At 34.5% G+C, this 17,046-nt stretch carries 12 protein-coding genes and 1 pseudogene; 8 read left to right on the forward strand and 5 right to left on the reverse strand.

Annotation, left to right across the window (positions count from 1 at the left end):
- Positions 1–126: 126 nt before the first annotated feature.
- Together AABM59_RS09285 and AABM59_RS09290 are read left to right on the forward strand one after the other, a co-directional pair.
- The gene (locus tag AABM59_RS09285; protein ID WP_338408691.1) at positions 127–2,187 is read left to right on the forward strand and encodes a S9 family peptidase; all 2,061 of its coding nucleotides are present in this window, start codon (positions 127–129) and stop codon (positions 2,185–2,187) included.
- Positions 2,188–2,258: 71 nt separating this feature from the next.
- Entirely contained in the window at positions 2,259–3,299 is a 1,041-nt protein-coding gene (locus AABM59_RS09290) for a cysteine synthase family protein (RefSeq protein WP_338408692.1), read from the forward strand.
- A gap of 73 nt (positions 3,300–3,372) precedes the next feature.
- On the opposite strand, the gene AABM59_RS09295 is transcribed toward AABM59_RS09290, so the two are convergent.
- The 5 genes from AABM59_RS09295 to thrA all read right to left on the reverse strand — a co-directional run bounded on the left by AABM59_RS09295 (position 3,373) and on the right by thrA (position 10,360).
- A complete protein-coding gene (locus AABM59_RS09295) occupies positions 3,373–4,083 on the reverse strand; it encodes a YebC/PmpR family DNA-binding transcriptional regulator (protein WP_338408693.1) in 711 nt (236 codons plus the stop codon).
- Between the two features lie 141 nt (positions 4,084–4,224).
- Entirely contained in the window at positions 4,225–5,307 is a 1,083-nt protein-coding gene (gene gcvT, locus AABM59_RS09300; protein WP_338408694.1) for a glycine cleavage system aminomethyltransferase GcvT, read from the reverse strand.
- Between the two features lie 271 nt (positions 5,308–5,578).
- Entirely contained in the window at positions 5,579–6,868 is a 1,290-nt protein-coding gene (gene thrC / locus AABM59_RS09305; protein WP_338408695.1) for a threonine synthase, read from the reverse strand.
- A 39-nt stretch (positions 6,869–6,907) separates the two neighbouring features.
- Positions 6,908–7,831 (reverse strand): homoserine kinase, encoded by a 924-nt coding sequence (locus tag AABM59_RS09310; RefSeq protein WP_338408696.1) that lies wholly within the window; start codon positions 7,829–7,831, stop codon positions 6,908–6,910.
- A gap of 81 nt (positions 7,832–7,912) precedes the next feature.
- Entirely contained in the window at positions 7,913–10,360 is a 2,448-nt protein-coding gene (thrA, locus tag AABM59_RS09315; protein ID WP_338408697.1) for a bifunctional aspartate kinase/homoserine dehydrogenase I, read from the reverse strand.
- 381 nt (positions 10,361–10,741) lie between these two features.
- Between thrA and hutH the strand changes: the two genes are divergently transcribed.
- The 6 genes and pseudogenes from hutH (at position 10,742) to AABM59_RS09345 (ending at position 17,042) form a co-directional block, all read left to right on the forward strand.
- Positions 10,742–12,256 carry a histidine ammonia-lyase gene (gene hutH / locus AABM59_RS09320; protein WP_338408698.1) on the forward strand — a complete coding sequence of 505 codons (1,515 nt, stop codon included), beginning with the start codon at positions 10,742–10,744 and terminating at the stop codon, positions 12,254–12,256.
- A 48-nt stretch (positions 12,257–12,304) separates the two neighbouring features.
- Entirely contained in the window at positions 12,305–12,949 is a 645-nt protein-coding gene (locus AABM59_RS09325) for a DUF47 family protein (protein WP_338408699.1), read from the forward strand.
- Between the two features lie 98 nt (positions 12,950–13,047).
- The gene (locus AABM59_RS09330) at positions 13,048–14,415 is read left to right on the forward strand and encodes an inorganic phosphate transporter (protein ID WP_338408700.1); all 1,368 of its coding nucleotides are present in this window, start codon (positions 13,048–13,050) and stop codon (positions 14,413–14,415) included.
- 669 nt (positions 14,416–15,084) lie between these two features.
- Positions 15,085–15,426: pseudogene (locus AABM59_RS09335) on the forward strand (heavy-metal-associated domain-containing protein); the annotation flags it as partial.
- A gap of 25 nt (positions 15,427–15,451) precedes the next feature.
- A complete protein-coding gene (locus AABM59_RS09340; RefSeq protein WP_338408701.1) occupies positions 15,452–15,721 on the forward strand; it encodes a heavy metal-binding domain-containing protein in 270 nt (89 codons plus the stop codon).
- Positions 15,722–15,773: 52 nt separating this feature from the next.
- Positions 15,774–17,042 (forward strand): efflux RND transporter permease subunit, encoded by a 1,269-nt coding sequence (locus tag AABM59_RS09345; protein WP_338408702.1) that lies wholly within the window; start codon positions 15,774–15,776, stop codon positions 17,040–17,042.
- Positions 17,043–17,046: the final 4 nt, after the last annotated feature.

Here is a 17,046-nt window from a genome sequence, read left to right on the forward strand (position 1 = left end):
ATTATGTTGACAAAATTACTATATTGCAAGCTGATATTTAATAAAATTTTATTAAAATATAGACTTGTTCTAAGTTGACATTATGTTATTTTTGCGATAGATACATGAAAACCGAAATCTTAAACTATGCCAAAAACAATAATTCCACCAGTTGCTAAAATAATTCCTAAAATATTGGAGAAATTCGGCAATATTAGAATCGATAATTATTTTTGGTTGAAAGACAGAGAAAACCCCGAGGTTATTGATTATTTGAAAAAGGAAAATGCTTATTACAAAAAAATGACCGCTCATACTAAGGAATTCCAAAAGGAATTGTTTGAAGAAATGAAAGGCAGAATTAAAGAAGATGACCAATCGGTACCTTATTTATACAATGGCTATTACTATATTACCCGTTTTGAAAAAGGAAAAAATTATCCTATTTATTCGAGAAAAAAAGAAAGCCTTTCGGCAAAAGAAGAAATTTTGTTTGATTGTAATCAATTAGCCAAAGGACATTCTTATTTCCAATTGGGAGGTTTAAGCATTAGTCCCGACAATAAATTGGCCAGTTTTTCTTTGGATACCGTTGGAAGAAGAATTTATACCATTCAAGTAAAAAACCTGCAAACGGGTAAAATACTGTCTGATAAAATCGAAAAAGTTACTGGAAGTGCGGTTTGGGCAAATGATAATAAAACTATTTTTTATTCGAGTCAAAACGAAACCACATTACGTTCGGATAAAATTTTTAAACATAAATTAGAAACAAATCAGGCGGATGATGTATTGGTTTACTTTGAAAAAGATGAAACTTTTAATGTAGAAATTGCCAAATCAAAATCTAGAAAATATTTAGCTATAGAATCCGGAAGCACTCTTACGACCGAATATAGGATATTAGAAGCTGATAATCCGGATGGTAAATTTAGGATTTTTCAAAAACGTGTGCGAGGTTTAGAATACAGTATCAATCATTACGCGGACAGTTTTTATATAATGACAAATAAGGATCAGGCTACGAATTTCAAGCTGATGAAAACCCTGGAAACAGCCACTTCAAAAGAGAATTGGATAGAAGTGATCTCACATAGAGAAGATGTTTTGTTAGAAGATATCGAGATTTTTAAGGATTTTTTGGTTCTTGAAGAACGTTTCAATGGTTTGAACAAAATTAGGATTATGCCTTGGAGTGGGGAAGGAGAATATTATTTGCCTTTTGAAAGTGAAACTTACACGGCTTACACAACAACTAACGTTGATTTTGAAACCGATACGCTACGATATGCTTACCAATCGATGGCAACTCCTTCTTCGGTGATTGATTTCAATATGAGGACAAAAACAAAGGAAATCAAGAAAGAGCAACAAGTTCTAGGCGGAAAATTCGATAAAAATAATTATACCGAAGAACGTGTTTGGGCTACTGCGAAAGATGGAACTCAGATTCCTATTTCGATGATTTATAGAAAAGGTTTAATAAAAGAGGGTTCAAATCCATTATTGCTTTATGCTTACGGTTCTTATGGCCATTCTATGGACGCCACATTTTCCTCAACACGTTTGTCATTACTCGACAGAGGATTTGTCTTCGCAATTGCGCACATTCGCGGAGGTGAGGATTTGGGAAGACATTGGTATGAACACGGAAAATTGATGAAAAAGAAAAATACTTTTACCGATTTTATCGATTGTTCCCAATTTTTAATTGACCAAAAATACACTTCCCCACAACATTTGTATGCCGAAGGAGGTTCTGCCGGAGGGTTATTGATGGGCGTAATTATAAATTTAGCACCCCAATTATATCATGGTATCATTGCTCAAGTGCCATTTGTAGATGTCATTACTACAATGTTAGATGATACTATACCTTTAACTACGGGAGAATATGACGAATGGGGAAATCCAAATGTTAAAAAATATTACAATTACATGAGGTCCTATTCGCCTTATGATAATATTAAAAAGCAAAATTATCCCAATGTATATGTTTCAACAGGTTTACATGATTCTCAAGTTCAATACTGGGAACCCGCTAAGTGGGTTGCTAAATTAAGAAATATGAAAACAGACAATTCAATTTTATTTCTAGACACTAACATGGATGCTGGCCATGGAGGAGCTTCGGGAAGGTTTGAAGCCATTAAAGAATTAGCCAAAGAATTCAGTTTTTTGTTAGATTTAGAAAAAATAGAAAAGTAATTCAAAAATTTTTGTTAAATTTGCAAGGCTTTTACTTTAAAAAAAAAGTGTCCTTGATTAACTATTTTTTTATGAAAGAAGAAATTAATGCTTATAATAATATTTTAGAATTAATAGGAAACACGCCTCTTATTAAGCTAAATAGAGTTACCGAAGAATTGAAAGGAAATTTTTACGCAAAAGTAGAGGCTTTTAATCCCGGTCATTCCAGCAAAGATAGAATTGCTTTATTCATAATAGAAGAAGCTGAAAAGCGAGGTATTCTTTCTCCAGGTGACACCATTATTGAAACCACTTCTGGTAACACCGGTTTTAGTTTGGCGATGGTTAGTATCATTAAAGGCTACAACTGTATTTTGGCTGTAAGTTCAAAATCCTCAAAAGATAAAATTGATATGCTTCGTAGTTTAGGAGCAAAAGTATATGTTTGTCCAGCACACGTTTCTGCTGATGATGAACGTTCTTATTACAATGTTGCCAAGCGTTTACACGAAGAAACCAAAGGATCCGTTTACATCAATCAGTATTTTAACCAACTCAATGTTGATGCACATTATAAATCAACAGGTCCGGAAATTTGGGAACAAACTAACGGTAAAATAACACACCTTGTCGCTTGTAGCGGAACTGGCGGAACTATTTCTGGTACAGCAAAATACCTGAAAGAACAAAATCCAAACATCAGAATCTTAGGAGTAGATGCTTTTGGTTCTGTATTAAAAAAATACCACGAAACTAAAGAGTTTGACAACGACGAGATATATCCATACAGAATCGAAGGTTTGGGGAAGAACTTGATTCCATCGGCTACAGATTTTGACGTAATTGATAAGTTCATGAAAGTTACTGATGAAGAAAGTGCTCATGCAACTCGAGAGTTAGCAAAAAGAGAAGGTTTGTTTGTTGGGTATACTTCTGGAGCAGTGCTTCAAGCCATTAAACAATATTCCGAAGAAGGGGAGTTTGACGAAAAAAGTAATGTAATCGCTATTTTTCCGGATCATGGTTCTCGTTATATGAGTAAAGTATTTAGTGATGACTGGATGAACGAACAAGGGTTCTTTGATAGTATTAACGAAGAAGAAGTACAAAAAATAGAATTTATAAAATAAAGTATTTAGTACCAAGACATAAAAAAAACTCCATTCGATAAACGAATGTAGTTTTTTTTATGTAATCTAAAATCTATTCCTCCATAGTATGATACACGTTCATCACGTCATCATCTTCTTCCAGTTTTTCGATTAGTTTCTCCACGTCAGCAACTTCTGCTTCGGTCAGTTTTTTTGTGATTTGAGGAATTCTTTCAAATCCTGAAGAAAGGATTTCTAATTTTCTGTTTTCCAATTCTTTTTGAATCGTTCCAAAACTACCAAAAGCAGCATAAATCAATATTCCATCCTCGTCTTCAAAAACTTCTTCCGCACCAAAATCAATTAATTCTAATTCCAGTTCTTCAGGATCCATTCCGTTTGCTGGAATTCTAAAATTACACGTATGGTCAAACATAAATTCTACCGAACCTTGTGTTCCCATTGTCCCGTTGCATTTATTAAAATAACTTCTCACATTAGCAACAGTTCTGTTGTTGTTGTCGGTGGCAGTTTCAACCAGAATTGCGATTCCGTGTGGTGCATAACCTTCAAACAATACTTCTTTATAATTCGCCGTATCTTTATCGGTAGCTTTTTTAATGGCGCGTTCCACATTTTCTTTAGGCATATTTACTGCCTTCGAGTTCTGGATAACGGCTCTTAATCTTGAATTCGCTTCAGGATTTGGTCCGCCTTCCTTTACAGCCATTACAATATCTTTCCCAATTCTGGTAAATGCTTTGGCCATTGCTGACCAACGTTTCATTTTTCTTCCTTTTCTAAATTCGAACGCTCTTCCCATTTCTTATTTTTTTTACTTCTAAAATCAAAAATCGTTAATCATCAATCTTAAATCATTTTTTCAACAAGCAAAAATAACTTTTTCAATAGCAATATCAAAATTCAATTTCAAACTTCAATTTTTCAATCTTCAAATCTTTCCTTACTTCTTATAAAAAGGCAATTTCACTACCTTAGCCGGAATATCATTTTTTCGGATTCTAATGAAGATCTCGCTGTCAATTTTGCTGTTTTCGGTAGTTACATAACCCATTCCAATCCCAACATTCATTGATGGCGACATGGTTCCCGAAGTTACAATTCCAATTACAGTTCCCGAAGCATCCACAATTTCATAATCGTGTCTTGGTACCGAACGCTCTTGCATTTCGAAAGCCACTAATTTCTTAGTAGCACCCGCTTCTTTTTGCTTTTTCAAGTTTTCTGAATTCGTAAATTCTTTATTGAATTTGGTAATCCAACCCAAACCAGCTTCAATTGGCGATGTCGTATCGTTGATGTCGTTTCCGTACAAACAAAAACCCATTTCTAATCGTAACGTATCACGAGCCGCAAGGCCAATAGGTTTGATACCAAAGGCTGTACCCACTTCAAAAACTTTATTCCAGATTTGTTCGGCATCCGCATTTTTGCAATAAATCTCGAAACCTCCAGAGCCAGTGTAACCTGTTGCTGAAATAATCACGTCCTTAATTCCTGCAAAATTTCCCACTACAAAATGGTAATATTCAATCGCCGATAAATCTATAGAAGACAAGGCTTGCATAGATTCCACCGCTTTTGGACCTTGAATGGCCAATAACGAATAATCATCCGAAAGGTTTTTCATTTCCACGCCCAAATCGTTGTGCGCCGAAATCCAATCCCAATCTTTATCGATATTCGAAGCATTTACAACCAATAAATACTGCTCGTCTTTCATTTTGTAAACCAATAAATCATCTACAATTCCGCCCTCATTATTAGGTAAACAAGAATATTGCGCTCTTCCAATGGTCAAAGTCGATGCATCATTCGAAGTCACTTTCTGAATCAAAGCCAAAGCATTTGGACCCGTAAGCAAGAATTCACCCATGTGCGACACATCAAAAACGCCCACAGCATTACGAACCACCTCGTGTTCAGCATTCACACCTTCATATAAAATAGGCATATTGTATCCGGCAAACGGAAGTATTTTTGCTCCCAAAGCTTCATGTAGGTGCGTAAGCGCAGTATTTTTCATTGTAGATTTTGTGTAAAAATTGTGTAGCAAATTTATCGATTTTTTATGGAGTGGCAAAGGTTTTCTTGTAGCATTTTGCTTCGCCAGTTCGCTTCGCTCGAGACCGGATTTACATTGCAATCTGTCATTGCGAGTCACTAATCAATCTCATTTGTAACTCTCGATAGTTAGATGGCGCTCATGCCTGGTAATGACACAAAATAAACGCTAATTCACAAATTATATAATCTGCGAATTAGCGGTTGTTATTTTTTGAAATTACAATCCTGTTTTATCCCAAAAACGCTTTCAATTCTTCGTAAGTTTTGATTTTTAAACTTACTTTTTCTTTATTCAAGACGCTTTCAATTTGCTTAGGAATTGGTAATTTTACGTTCAATGCAGGTTCAACCACATCCAAAAACTTGATAGGATGCGCCGTTTCTAAGAAAATCCCAATGGCGTTTGTGTGGTTTTTCAATTCTTTTTTCAAACCTAGATAACCAACAGCACCGTGTGGTTCTGAAATATACCCATTTGTTTTATAGATTGATTTCATCGCTTCTAAAGTTTCGGCATCGGTATAAGAAAACGAAGAAAAGTCTTTTTTGAATTGTTCCAAATCGTTGTTATACATTTCCTGAATACGGATAAAATTACTAGGATTCCCCACATCCATCGCATTCGAAATCGTAGCTTTTGAAGGTTTTGGATCATAATTTCCGTTTTCTAAAAATCTCGGAACGGTGTCATTTATATTGGTGGAAGCCACAAAATGTTCGATTGGTAAACCTAATTTTTTCGCGATAATTCCGGCGCAAATATTTCCAAAATTTCCACTCGGGCAAGAAAATACCAAAGGCTTATTTTGCGATTTCAGTTGCTTGTAAGCAAAGAAAAAATAAAACATTTGAGGCAACCAACGCGCAATATTGATCGAATTGGCCGAGGTTAGGTTTTTATGTTTCAGACTTTCGTCCAAAAATGCTTTTTTGACCATATCTTGGCAATCATCAAAAACACCATCCACTTCAAGGGCTTTTATATTTTGTCCCAAAGTCGTTAATTGTCGTTCTTGAATGTCGCTCACTTTTCCAGAAGGATACAAAATAATCACTTCTACACCTTGAACACCAAGAAAACCATTGGCCACTGCGCCACCAGTATCGCCCGATGTGGCTACAAGAACCGTGTTGGTATTGTCTTTTTGGTCTTTATTAAAATACGCCAAACAACGTGACATAAAGCGTGCGCCGACATCCTTGAACGCCATCGTGGGTCCGTGGTACAATTCTAATGCGTAAATATAATCTTCGACTTTCACCGTTGAAAAATCAAAACATAAAGTTTGGGTAATAATTTCTTTTAAAGTTTCGGATGGAATTTCGTCCCCTACAAATTGTTTTATGGCTTCGAAAGCAATTTCCTCGTTGCTTAGGTTTTCGATATTTTCGAAGAAATCAGCATTTAATGGCGTTATTGATTTCGGAAAATACAATCCTTTGTCGGTTGCTAATCCTTGTATTACCGCTTCTTGGAAAGAAACTTCAGGAGCATTATGATTTAAACTGTAGTATTTCATTTTATTGTCATTGCGAGGCACGAAGCAATCTGTTTGTTGTTATTTTATTATACTTATTCCTTCTGCATTCACTTTTGAAACGTGAATTTCATAAGGCAATTTCATTTCGTCATATACAGTGCTCATGGCGACTGCAATTTTATTGGCGGTTACTTTTCCTTTGCTTAATGCAAAAATAGAAGGCCCAGAACCGGAGATTCCAGAACCTAAAGCTCCGTTTTCGTAAGCGGTTTTCTTGATTAAATCGAAACCAGGAATTAGCATGCTACGAACGGGTTCGATGATTTCATCATGCAAGGAACGACCGATTAATTCGTAATCATTCGTGTATAAACCGGCAATTAATCCACCCACATTTCCCCATTGTATGATGGCACTTTTTAGAGAAACCGTTTGTTTCAAAACTGAACGCGCATCCGAAGTTTTCAACTCAATTTGCGGATGAACTACAGTAGCGTACAATTCTTCAGGGCTTTCAATTTTAATAATATCCAAGGTGTCGGAGCATCTTACCAAAGTAAAACCACCTAATAAGCAGGGAGCAACATTATCGGCATGGGCATTTCCACTGGCTAATTTCTCGCCTTGCATGGCAAATTTAACCAATTCTATTCTGGTAAAAGGTTGTCCCAATAATTGGTTGATTCCAAAAACTGCTCCAGCCGAACTGGCTGCACTGCTCCCAATTCCGCTTCCAGCTTTGATGCGTTTGTAGATTTCAATTTCAAAACCAAAATCGGTTTCCACTTCCTCTAACATGGCTAAAGCCGCAACTCCAGCAACATTATTTTCGGTTTCCAATGGCAAATTAGCCCCTACAATTTTAGTGATACGAACTCCTTTAATAGCCGATTTACGGATGATCATTTCATCTCCCGCAGTAGTTAAACAAAGTCCTAAAACGTCAAATCCACAAGAAAGATTGGCAATTGTTGCAGGGCAAAATATTTTTATTTCATTCATAGTATTATTGTTGTCGGTTGTCGGTTGTCAGTTGTCGGTTGATTTTGTTTTCAACCAATAGCCAACTAATGATCAACTAAATTATATATTTCCCACACGAATCACATCGGCAAAAATTCCCGAAGCCGTAACCGCAGCACCAGCACCAGCACCTTTTATCAATAAAGGTTGGTCGATATAACGGTCTGTATAAAATTGTACAATATTATCTTTTCCTTCTAAATTATAGAACGGACTTTCTTTCGGGATGAATTCTAAACCAACGCTTGCTTTTCCGTTTTCGAAAGTGGCGACAAATTTTAATCTGCTGTCTTTGGTTTTGGCTTCTGCCAAAAGGTTTTCAAAATGCGATGCATTGGCAATTAATGACTTGAAAAAATCATCATTGTTTCTTGTACTCATACATTCCAATGGAAGAAAAGAATTGTTTTCGATGTCTTCAATTTCCATCATATAACCACTTTCCCGAATCAGAATTAATATCTTTCTAGCAACGTCGACTCCGCTTAAATCTATTTTCGGGTTAGGCTCTGTAAATCCTTGAATTCCAGCTTCTTTTACTACATCATGAAAAGAATTATTTTCGTCAAAATTGTTAAAAATAAAGTTCAAACTTCCTGACAAAACTGCTTGAATTTTGTTGACTTTATCGCCAGATGCAATCAAGTTTTTCACGGTGTCGATAATAGGTAATCCTGCGCCCACATTGGTTTCAAACAAGAACGGTGCATTGTATTGGTGGGAAAGATTTTTGAGGTTTTTGTAGTTATCATAGCCTGAAGAACAGGCAATTTTATTACAAGTAACCACAGCAATATTCTGTTTTAAATACTGTTCGTAAGTTTCAGAAACACTTTGATTTGCCGTAATATCAACAAAAATACTGTTGCGTAAATTGAGTGCTGCCACTTTTGAAGTGAAAGCTTCCATAGTGGCAGGTTCACCATTATTTAATACTGATTTCCAGTTTTTTAGAGAAATTCCTTCATCGTCAAAATGCATTTTTCTAGAACTAGACAAAGCAATAACTCGAAGGTTTATTTTTAGATTCTCTTTCAAGAATTTTTTTTGTTGATGAATTTGCTCGATAAATTTCTCACCTACATTTCCAACGCCCATCACAAATAGGTTAAGCTGTTTTGTATTTTCCTCAAAAAAGTTTTCGTGAAGTGAATTTAGTGCTTTTTTTACATCTCTTTCGTTGATAACTGCCGAGATATTTCTTTCGGAAGCGCCTTGAGCAATTGCTCGAATGTTGACATTATTTTTCCCCAAAGTACTGAACATTCTGCCGCTTAACCCTTGATGATTTTTCATGTTTTCACCAACTAAAGCGATGATACACAAGTCTTTTTCGACAATACAAGGATCGATTTTATTTTGAAAAATCTCTGTTTCAAAAGCTTTGTTAATGGCTTTTTCGGCGATTTCGGCGTCAGTATTTAGAATTCCGATACAAATAGAATGTTCAGATGAAGCCTGGGTAATAAAAATCACGTTAATGTGTTTGTGCGATAACACTTCGAAAAGTCTTTTTGAAACACCAGCAACACCAATCATTCCGGAACCTTCGAGCGTAATTAAAGTAATATTATCAATAGAACTAATCCCTTTTACAGGTTTATTATTTTTTGGAACATTATTGGAAATAAAAGTTCCTTCGGTTTCCGGTTCGAAAGTGTTTTTTATTAGAATTGGAATATTTTTTTTGAATACGGGTTGAATCGTAGGAGGATATAAAACCTTTGCGCCAAAATGCGATAACTCCATTGCTTCCTGATACGAAATTGTAGCAATTGCTTGGGCTTGTTTTACAATTTTTGGATTTGCGGTGAACATTCCGTTGACGTCTGTCCAAATTTCTAATTTGGATGCATTCAAGGCTCCAGCTAAAATTGCAGCAGTATAATCCGAACCACCACGACCAAGCGTTGTGCCAATTCCATCTGCCGAAGTAGCTATAAAACCAGGCATTATTAAGATTTGAGATTCATTCGACGAAAAATAATCAGCAATTAATTGATTTGAAATTTCAAAATCAACAGCCGCTTTTCCAAAATTATTGTTGGTTTTTATCAACTCACGACTGTCTTTATATCCGCTATTTTTATGATTTTGTTTAAAAGCTTCAGCAATGATATACGAAGATAATAGTTCGCCGAAACTTAAAATAGTATCTGATGTTCTTGGAGATAATTCGCCCAAAAGAAAACAACCTTCAAGTAGTGTTTCAAGATGATTTATGATTCTTTTAATGTGGCTCAAAGCGCTGCTTTGCTCGCTTACTGGAATCAATTGCTTAATGGCGTCTAAATGTTTTTTCTCGATTTCGACAACAATTTTTTTGAAACTCTCGTCGTTTGAAGCCGCTTTCTGGGAGGCGAGAACTAATAAATCAGTAACTTTTGTAAAAGCTGAAACGACAACAATATGTTTTTCTTGGGTCGCTTTTTTGATAACGATGTCTAATACGAGTTTTATGTTTTCTGCATTGGCTACCGAAGTTCCGCCAAATTTTAATACTTTCATTTTGTTTCTTTTATTTTAAAACGCATTTTTTTTTATATACCTACTTAACCCTCTTCATTTAGAAAAAAGCACAAAAACTGGATTATATGAAAAATGTATACCCCTAAAGGGTAGTTGTAGTCATTGTAGTGGTGGTAGCTATAACACAAAGCGCAACCCCAATTTGAGTTGTTATCGAAGAATGATATGTTTTGCTGTTATTTCCCATTATTATTTTTCAAAAGTACATTTTTTTATAAAACATCAAGCCCTTTTGTTCTGTTTTTGCGAATATTTTAAAAAATAGAGGTCTAAAAAAAGAATATTAAATAATTTACTTCCAAAATCTTGCTTTTTAATATTCATTTATTGAATTTTGGACTTTCAAAATCAAAAAATTAAATGGACAATACTCATTATATAAGTACCGAAGTACTTTCATTAGAAGCATTACAAGAAATCATTTCACAATACAAAACCTTAGCATTATCCGATGAAGCCAAGGTAAATATTCAAAAGTGTAGAGATTTTCTCGATAAAAAAATGGCTTCCCATTCGAAACCTATTTATGGTATCAATACGGGTTTTGGATCGCTTTGCAATGTAAAAATTTCGAATGAAAATCTTTCGAAACTTCAGGAAAACTTGGTAAAATCGCATTCTTGCGGAACTGGTGAAGAGGTACCAAACGAGATTGTCAAACTTATGTTGTTGCTCAAAATTCAGTCGTTGAGTTATGGACATTCTGGGATTCAATTGGCAACTGTAGAACGATTAGTTGATTTTTATAATAATGATGTGTTACCTATAATATATACTCAGGGTTCACTTGGTGCTTCGGGCGATTTAGCTCCGTTAGCTCATTTGTCGTTACCATTGTTAGGTGAAGGCGAAGTGTTTTTTGAAGGTAAAAAAGTACATTCTAGTGTAGTATTAAAACATTTTAAATGGAAACCTATCGTTTTGAAATCTAAAGAAGGCTTAGCTTTATTGAACGGCACCCAATTTATGAGTGCTTATGGAGCTCATATTTTATTAAAAGCCAACAAGTTCTCCTATTTAGCGGATTTAATTGCGACCATTTCCTTAGAAGGATTTGATGGAAGAATCGAGCCTTTTCATGAATTGATTCATTTTATTCGTCCACACAAAGGGCAAATTGTGACTGCTAATCGTGTAAAAGAACTTCTGGAAGGAAGTGAAATTATCAGTCAAGAAAAAATACACGTTCAGGATCCGTATTCTTTTAGATGCATTCCGCAAGTTCACGGCGCCTCGAAAGATGCGATTGATTATGTTCGAAAAGTTTTTAAAACAGAAATTAATTCGGTTACGGATAACCCTAATATTTTTATCGAAAGCGACCAAATCATATCTGGCGGTAATTTTCATGGACAGCCATTAGCATTAGCTTTAGATTTTATGGCAATCGCTTTGGCCGAATTGGGTAGTATTTCTGAAAGAAGAACCTATCAATTGATTTCTGGTTTACGTAATCTCCCCGCATTTTTGGTTGACAATCCCGGTTTGAATTCGGGTTTGATGATTCCGCAATATACTGCCGCGAGTATTGCCAGCCAAAATAAACAATTAGCAACTCCGGCAAGTGTTGATAGTATTGTTTCTAGTAATGGGCAAGAAGATCACGTGAGTATGGGAGCTAATGCTGCTACAAAAGCCCTACGGATTATGGAAAATTTAGAGCGAATTCTCGCCATTGAATTAATGAATGCTTCACAAGCTATTGAATACCGAAAACCATTAAAATCAAGTTATTTTATAGAAATGTTTTTAAAATCATATCGTCAGGAAGTTCCTTTAGTAAAAGAAGATCGCATTTTACATTATGATATTGAGAAAACAGTAGCTTATTTGAATAGTTTTGAAATCGAAGATGATTTGTTAACAATAACCTAACATTGGTCAAAAATAAAGAAGTAATTTTGTTTTCTAAATTTAATTAAAATGTCAATAAATAGTATCTTTCAATTTTTAGTTCCAAAAGACAAAAAATTCTTTCCACTTTTTGAGGAAGCATCAAGCAATTTAGTTCAATTAGCTTCTATTTTACATGAAGTAGTTAATCTTCCTTTGAAAGAAAGAGATGAGCTATTTACGAAAATAGATGAATTAGAACAAAAAGGCGAAGATATTACGCGTCAAACCAATATTGAGTTGAGCAAAAATTTCATCACCCCTTTTGATAGAGAAGATATCCATTCCTTGATTACTTCGATAGACAATGTAGCCAATTATCTTCATGGAGCTTCAAGTAGAATGAAGCTATATCAAGTAGACAAGATTACAAAATCAATCCGAAAATTGACTGAAATTAATCTAGATGCCTGCCAGCATATTGATTCCGCAGTTAGAGAATTAAGAGATTTGAAGAAAATGAAAAATATAACTTCAGCTTGCGCCAAAATAAACAAGCTTGAAGCTAAATCGGATGATGTTTATAATAAAGCGGTTGCAGATCTTTTTGAAAATGAAACAGACGCTAAAAACATTATTAAGTATAAAGAAGTATTATCGGTATTAGAATCGGCAGCCGATAAATGTAAAGGCGTGGCTAGTGTTTTAGAGTCTATTTCTGTAAAACATTCTTAATTATTTTAGAGTTTAATTATTATAAGTTAAAAGGATTCCTTTTTTGAGGATTTTTTTAAGTTTTAAAATTTAAATTTTCAATCCTTTTAAATAAATTTATGGAATTCTACTTACTTATTATTATCATAATATTGTCATTAGTTTTTGACTATATTAATGGGTTTCATGATGCTGCAAATGCCATCGCTACAGTTGTTGCTACAAAAGTACTTTCTCCTCTTCAAGCAGTAGTTTGGGCTGCATTTTTTAATTTTTTAGCCTATTGGGTATTTGGTTTGGGTGTGGCCAATACAGTTGCAAAGACCGCCGATTCAAGTCAAATTAATTTAGTGGTTATTCTTGCGGGAGTTATTGCGGCTATTATATGGAATTTAATCACATGGTGGCAAGGAATTCCTTCGAGTTCGTCGCATACATTAATTGGTGGTTTTGCTGGAGCAGCTATAGCACATGCGATTGCTGTTCATGGATTTTCTGATTATAGTATTACTGAAGCCGGAGTAAGTATCACAAGACATTGGTATGATATAGTAAGTTGGTATAAAGAAGGAAAAAATGGAGGAATGCCTTCTGGAGTTGTTGTAATTATTTCATTTATTGTATTAGCCCCATTAACCGGAGTCATAGTTTCTTATTTGATATCAATTTGGTTATTAAATGCTTCGAAAAAAAACATTGTTCCTAAGCTATTTACTATTTTATTAATGGTATTGACAATTTTGTTTGTTTACTATCAAATGGTTCCTTACGAAAAAATCATTGCTAACGGTGGAATCCCTCGCTCTGAGTCATCTGTTTTTTGGAGCGTTTTATTAGAATCACACAACATCAAATGGTTTTTGGTAGCCTTTATTATATTATCTATTTCATTGTTTGCATTAGTATTTAGTAGTTTAAATATGAACCAAGCTAATTCCGCTTTAAAAAAAATGCAATTATTATCCTCTGCAGCTTTTAGTTTAGGACATGGTGGAAATGATTCTCAAAAAGTGATGGGTATTATAGCGGCGGCCGTTGCAGTTTATATAAAAACTAGCGGTGTCGATATTATGACTCTTCCTGATTGGTTGCAAGTGATTCTTCCAAATGATGATAAAGGCATAAAAGGAGTAATGCCAGACTGGATACCATTGGCTTGTTATACTGTAATTGCTGCTGGAACTTTGAGCGGTGGTTGGAAAATAATAAAAACAATGGGTACTAAAATCACAAAAGTAACCTCCTTTGAAGGAGTAGCAGCAGAAACTGCAGGTGCCTTAACCCTTTATTTCACGGAACATTTTAAAATACCGGTGAGCACAACCCATACTATTACAGGGTCGATTATTGGGGTTGGTTTAACGAAACGTGTTTCAGCCGTTCGCTGGGGAGTTACTGTAAGTCTTTTGTGGGCTTGGGTCATTACCATTCCTGTTTCCGCTCTTTTAGCAGGATTAATTTATTATTTACTTAGCATGTTTTTGTAATTTCAGCATAACTTTATTTATTATTGTAGTGGTGTTTTTTTTTAATCATTGCTATTTTAACTAGGGATAAGTCTTAATAAAATTTTATAACACATAACTAAAATTAATTTCATAAATTTGTATGTTAAATAATTAAAATGACAAAAAAGTTTCACATATTATTACTCATAGTTACGCTTGGTTTCTTTTTGATTCCAACTTTGACTTATTCATGTGAAATGAAATCCAAAAAATCGTGTTGTAATAAAGAGATATCTTCTTCTAATAAAGAAAAGATGGATTGTTGTAAGAATAACAATCCTTCTAAAAGCAATGATGAAAAAAGCGAGGGTGGTTGTAGCGGAAAATGTGGGCATACAAATTGTACAACTTCCTCAGTACAATTCAGTTTAACATTTTTTGAGATAAAATTCAAAGGTAATAATCTTGAATTTTCAGAAAAAGAACAAAATTATTTCAATTCAGAAACAAATATTTCTTCCGGTTTCTCGTCAATCTGGCTTATCCCAAAAATAAGCTAAATTAAATTTTGACAGCCATAATTATGTCAAATCCAAAGCAAATCTTGCTTTAAAATCATTTATTTTACGGTTAATTGAATTATTAAAGTATAGTTTTACTGTAGTTTTAAAATTCTTTATCCCATTTTCAATTTAAAATTCAAAAACGATGAAATCATTATTAAAAACAGTGGTAGTAATAACTTTATTACTATTCGGCGTAGTTGCTACTGCACAAATACAAAATTCAAAAACACAAATAGTAAAAGTTTACGGTAACTGCGGAATGTGTAAAAAGACAATCGAAAAAGCAGCAAATCAAAAAGATATTGCTATTGTTGATTGGAACAAGAATACTAAAATGGCAACACTAACCTTTGATTCTAAAAAAACGAACCAAAGTGATATCTTAAAAAAAATAGCCTTAGCTGGTTATGATAGTGAAAAAATTAAAGCTAAAGATACTGATTATGATAATCTACCAGGATGTTGCCAATACGACCGAGTAAAGTAATTCTAATTTAAAATAAAAAACAATGAAAAATTTAATTATAGCCATGATAGTAATGGCATTCATTATGGTTTCTTGTAACCAAAAAAACAAGCAAAATGAAACTTTAAATGATACAATGATCGAAAATGATTCAACGATGATGATGACTGATTCGACAATGAATCATAAGGATTCGGAAATGAAAAATGAACATACAAAATTGTATGCTTGTCCGATGCATCCTGAAGTTCAAGGAAAATGGAACGATAAATGTTCAAAATGCGGAATGGATTTGACCGAAGAAGTTAAATAAAACACAAACACTTCAAGGTATTTGTCTTGAAAAGTTACTTATCAAAATTATTATGGTAGAGAAATTAATATCATTTTCATTGAGAAATCGTGCAATTGTCTTGCTTGTATCTGCATGTCTATTTGCCTGGGGAATCTATAGTGTACAGCAAAATCCCATTGATGCTATTCCTGATTTATCCGAAAATCAAGTCATTGTTTTCACGGAATGGATGGGTAGAAGTCCTCAGGTTATTGAAGATCAGGTTACTTATCCTTTAGTTTCAAACTTGCAAGGAATTCCAAAAATTAAGAATATTCGCGCTTCCTCTATGTTTGGGATGAGCTTTGTTTACATTATTTTTGAAGACAATGTCGATCCGTATTGGGCAAGAACCCGCGTTTTAGAACGACTAAATTATGCGCAACGCTTGTTACCTCAAAATGTGGTTCCAACTCTTGGACCTGATGGGACTGGTGTTGGGCATATATTTTGGTACACTTTAGATGCCAAAAAAATGGATCTCGGAGAACAACGCGCTTTACAAGATTGGTATGTGAAATTTGCATTACAGACCGTTCCTGGCGTTGCTGAAGTAGCTTCTTTTGGAGGATTTGAAAAACAATACCAGTTGGTTTTAGATCCTTTAAAAATGCAATACTACAACGTCAGCATTATGGAAGTGATGAATGTAGTGAAGTCAAGCAACAATGATGTGGGTGGACGAAAATTCGAGATGAGTAATATGGCCTACATTGTCAGAGGTTTGGGCTATATTAAAAACATCAAGGATGTAGAAGACATTGCCATAAAAAATTACAATTCTGTTCCTGTAAAAGTTAGCGATATTGGATCCGTACAAATGGGAGGTGACCTGCGTTTGGGAATTTTTGACCAAAACGGAACTGGCGAAGTTGTTGGTGGAATTGTAGTAATGCGCTATGGCGAAAATGCCGATAAAGTAATAAAAGCAGTAAAATTAAAAATGGAAGAAGTTCAAAAAGGATTGCCCGAAGGCGTTACTTTTAAAACTTCCTATGACAGAAGTGATTTAATAGAAAAAGCAATCGAATCCGTAAAGGGTACTTTATTAGAGGAGATGATTGCTGTTTCTATTATAATTCTTCTTTTTCTTTTTCATTGGCGAAGCGCTTTAATTATCCTTATACAATTACCAATTTCTGTTGCTATCGGATTTATATTACTCGAAGCATTTGGGATTTCCTCAAATATAATGTCGTTAACCGGAATTGCCTTGGCAATTGGTGTAGTGGTCGATGATGGAATTGTAATGGTCGAAAACTCCTATCGGAATATTTCAGAAAGACAAGATTCTTTATAAAGAC

It is taken from the genome of uncultured Flavobacterium sp., assembly GCF_963925185.1.
Classification (GTDB): Bacteria; Bacteroidota; Bacteroidia; order Flavobacteriales; family Flavobacteriaceae; genus Flavobacterium.

Bases quoted from the DNA above. Each gene is read 5' to 3' on its own strand.
- AABM59_RS09285 (WP_338408691.1), top strand. From the start codon at position 127: ATGCCAAAAACAATAATTCCACCAGTTGCTAAAATAATTCCTAAAATA.
- AABM59_RS09290 (WP_338408692.1), top strand. From the start codon at position 2,259: ATGAAAGAAGAAATTAATGCTTATAATAATATTTTAGAATTAATAGGA.
- AABM59_RS09295 (WP_338408693.1), bottom strand. From the start codon at position 4,083: ATGGGAAGAGCGTTCGAATTTAGAAAAGGAAGAAAAATGAAACGTTGG.
- gcvT (WP_338408694.1), bottom strand. From the start codon at position 5,307: ATGAAAAATACTGCGCTTACGCACCTACATGAAGCTTTGGGAGCAAAA.
- thrC (WP_338408695.1), bottom strand. From the start codon at position 6,868: ATGAAATACTACAGTTTAAATCATAATGCTCCTGAAGTTTCTTTCCAA.
- AABM59_RS09310 (WP_338408696.1), bottom strand. From the start codon at position 7,831: ATGAATGAAATAAAAATATTTTGCCCTGCAACAATTGCCAATCTTTCT.
- thrA (WP_338408697.1), bottom strand. From the start codon at position 10,360: ATGAAAGTATTAAAATTTGGCGGAACTTCGGTAGCCAATGCAGAAAAC.
- hutH (WP_338408698.1), top strand. From the start codon at position 10,742: ATGGACAATACTCATTATATAAGTACCGAAGTACTTTCATTAGAAGCA.
- AABM59_RS09325 (WP_338408699.1), top strand. From the start codon at position 12,305: ATGTCAATAAATAGTATCTTTCAATTTTTAGTTCCAAAAGACAAAAAA.
- AABM59_RS09330 (WP_338408700.1), top strand. From the start codon at position 13,048: ATGGAATTCTACTTACTTATTATTATCATAATATTGTCATTAGTTTTT.
- AABM59_RS09340 (WP_338408701.1), top strand. From the start codon at position 15,452: ATGAAAAATTTAATTATAGCCATGATAGTAATGGCATTCATTATGGTT.
- AABM59_RS09345 (WP_338408702.1), top strand. From the start codon at position 15,774: ATGGTAGAGAAATTAATATCATTTTCATTGAGAAATCGTGCAATTGTC.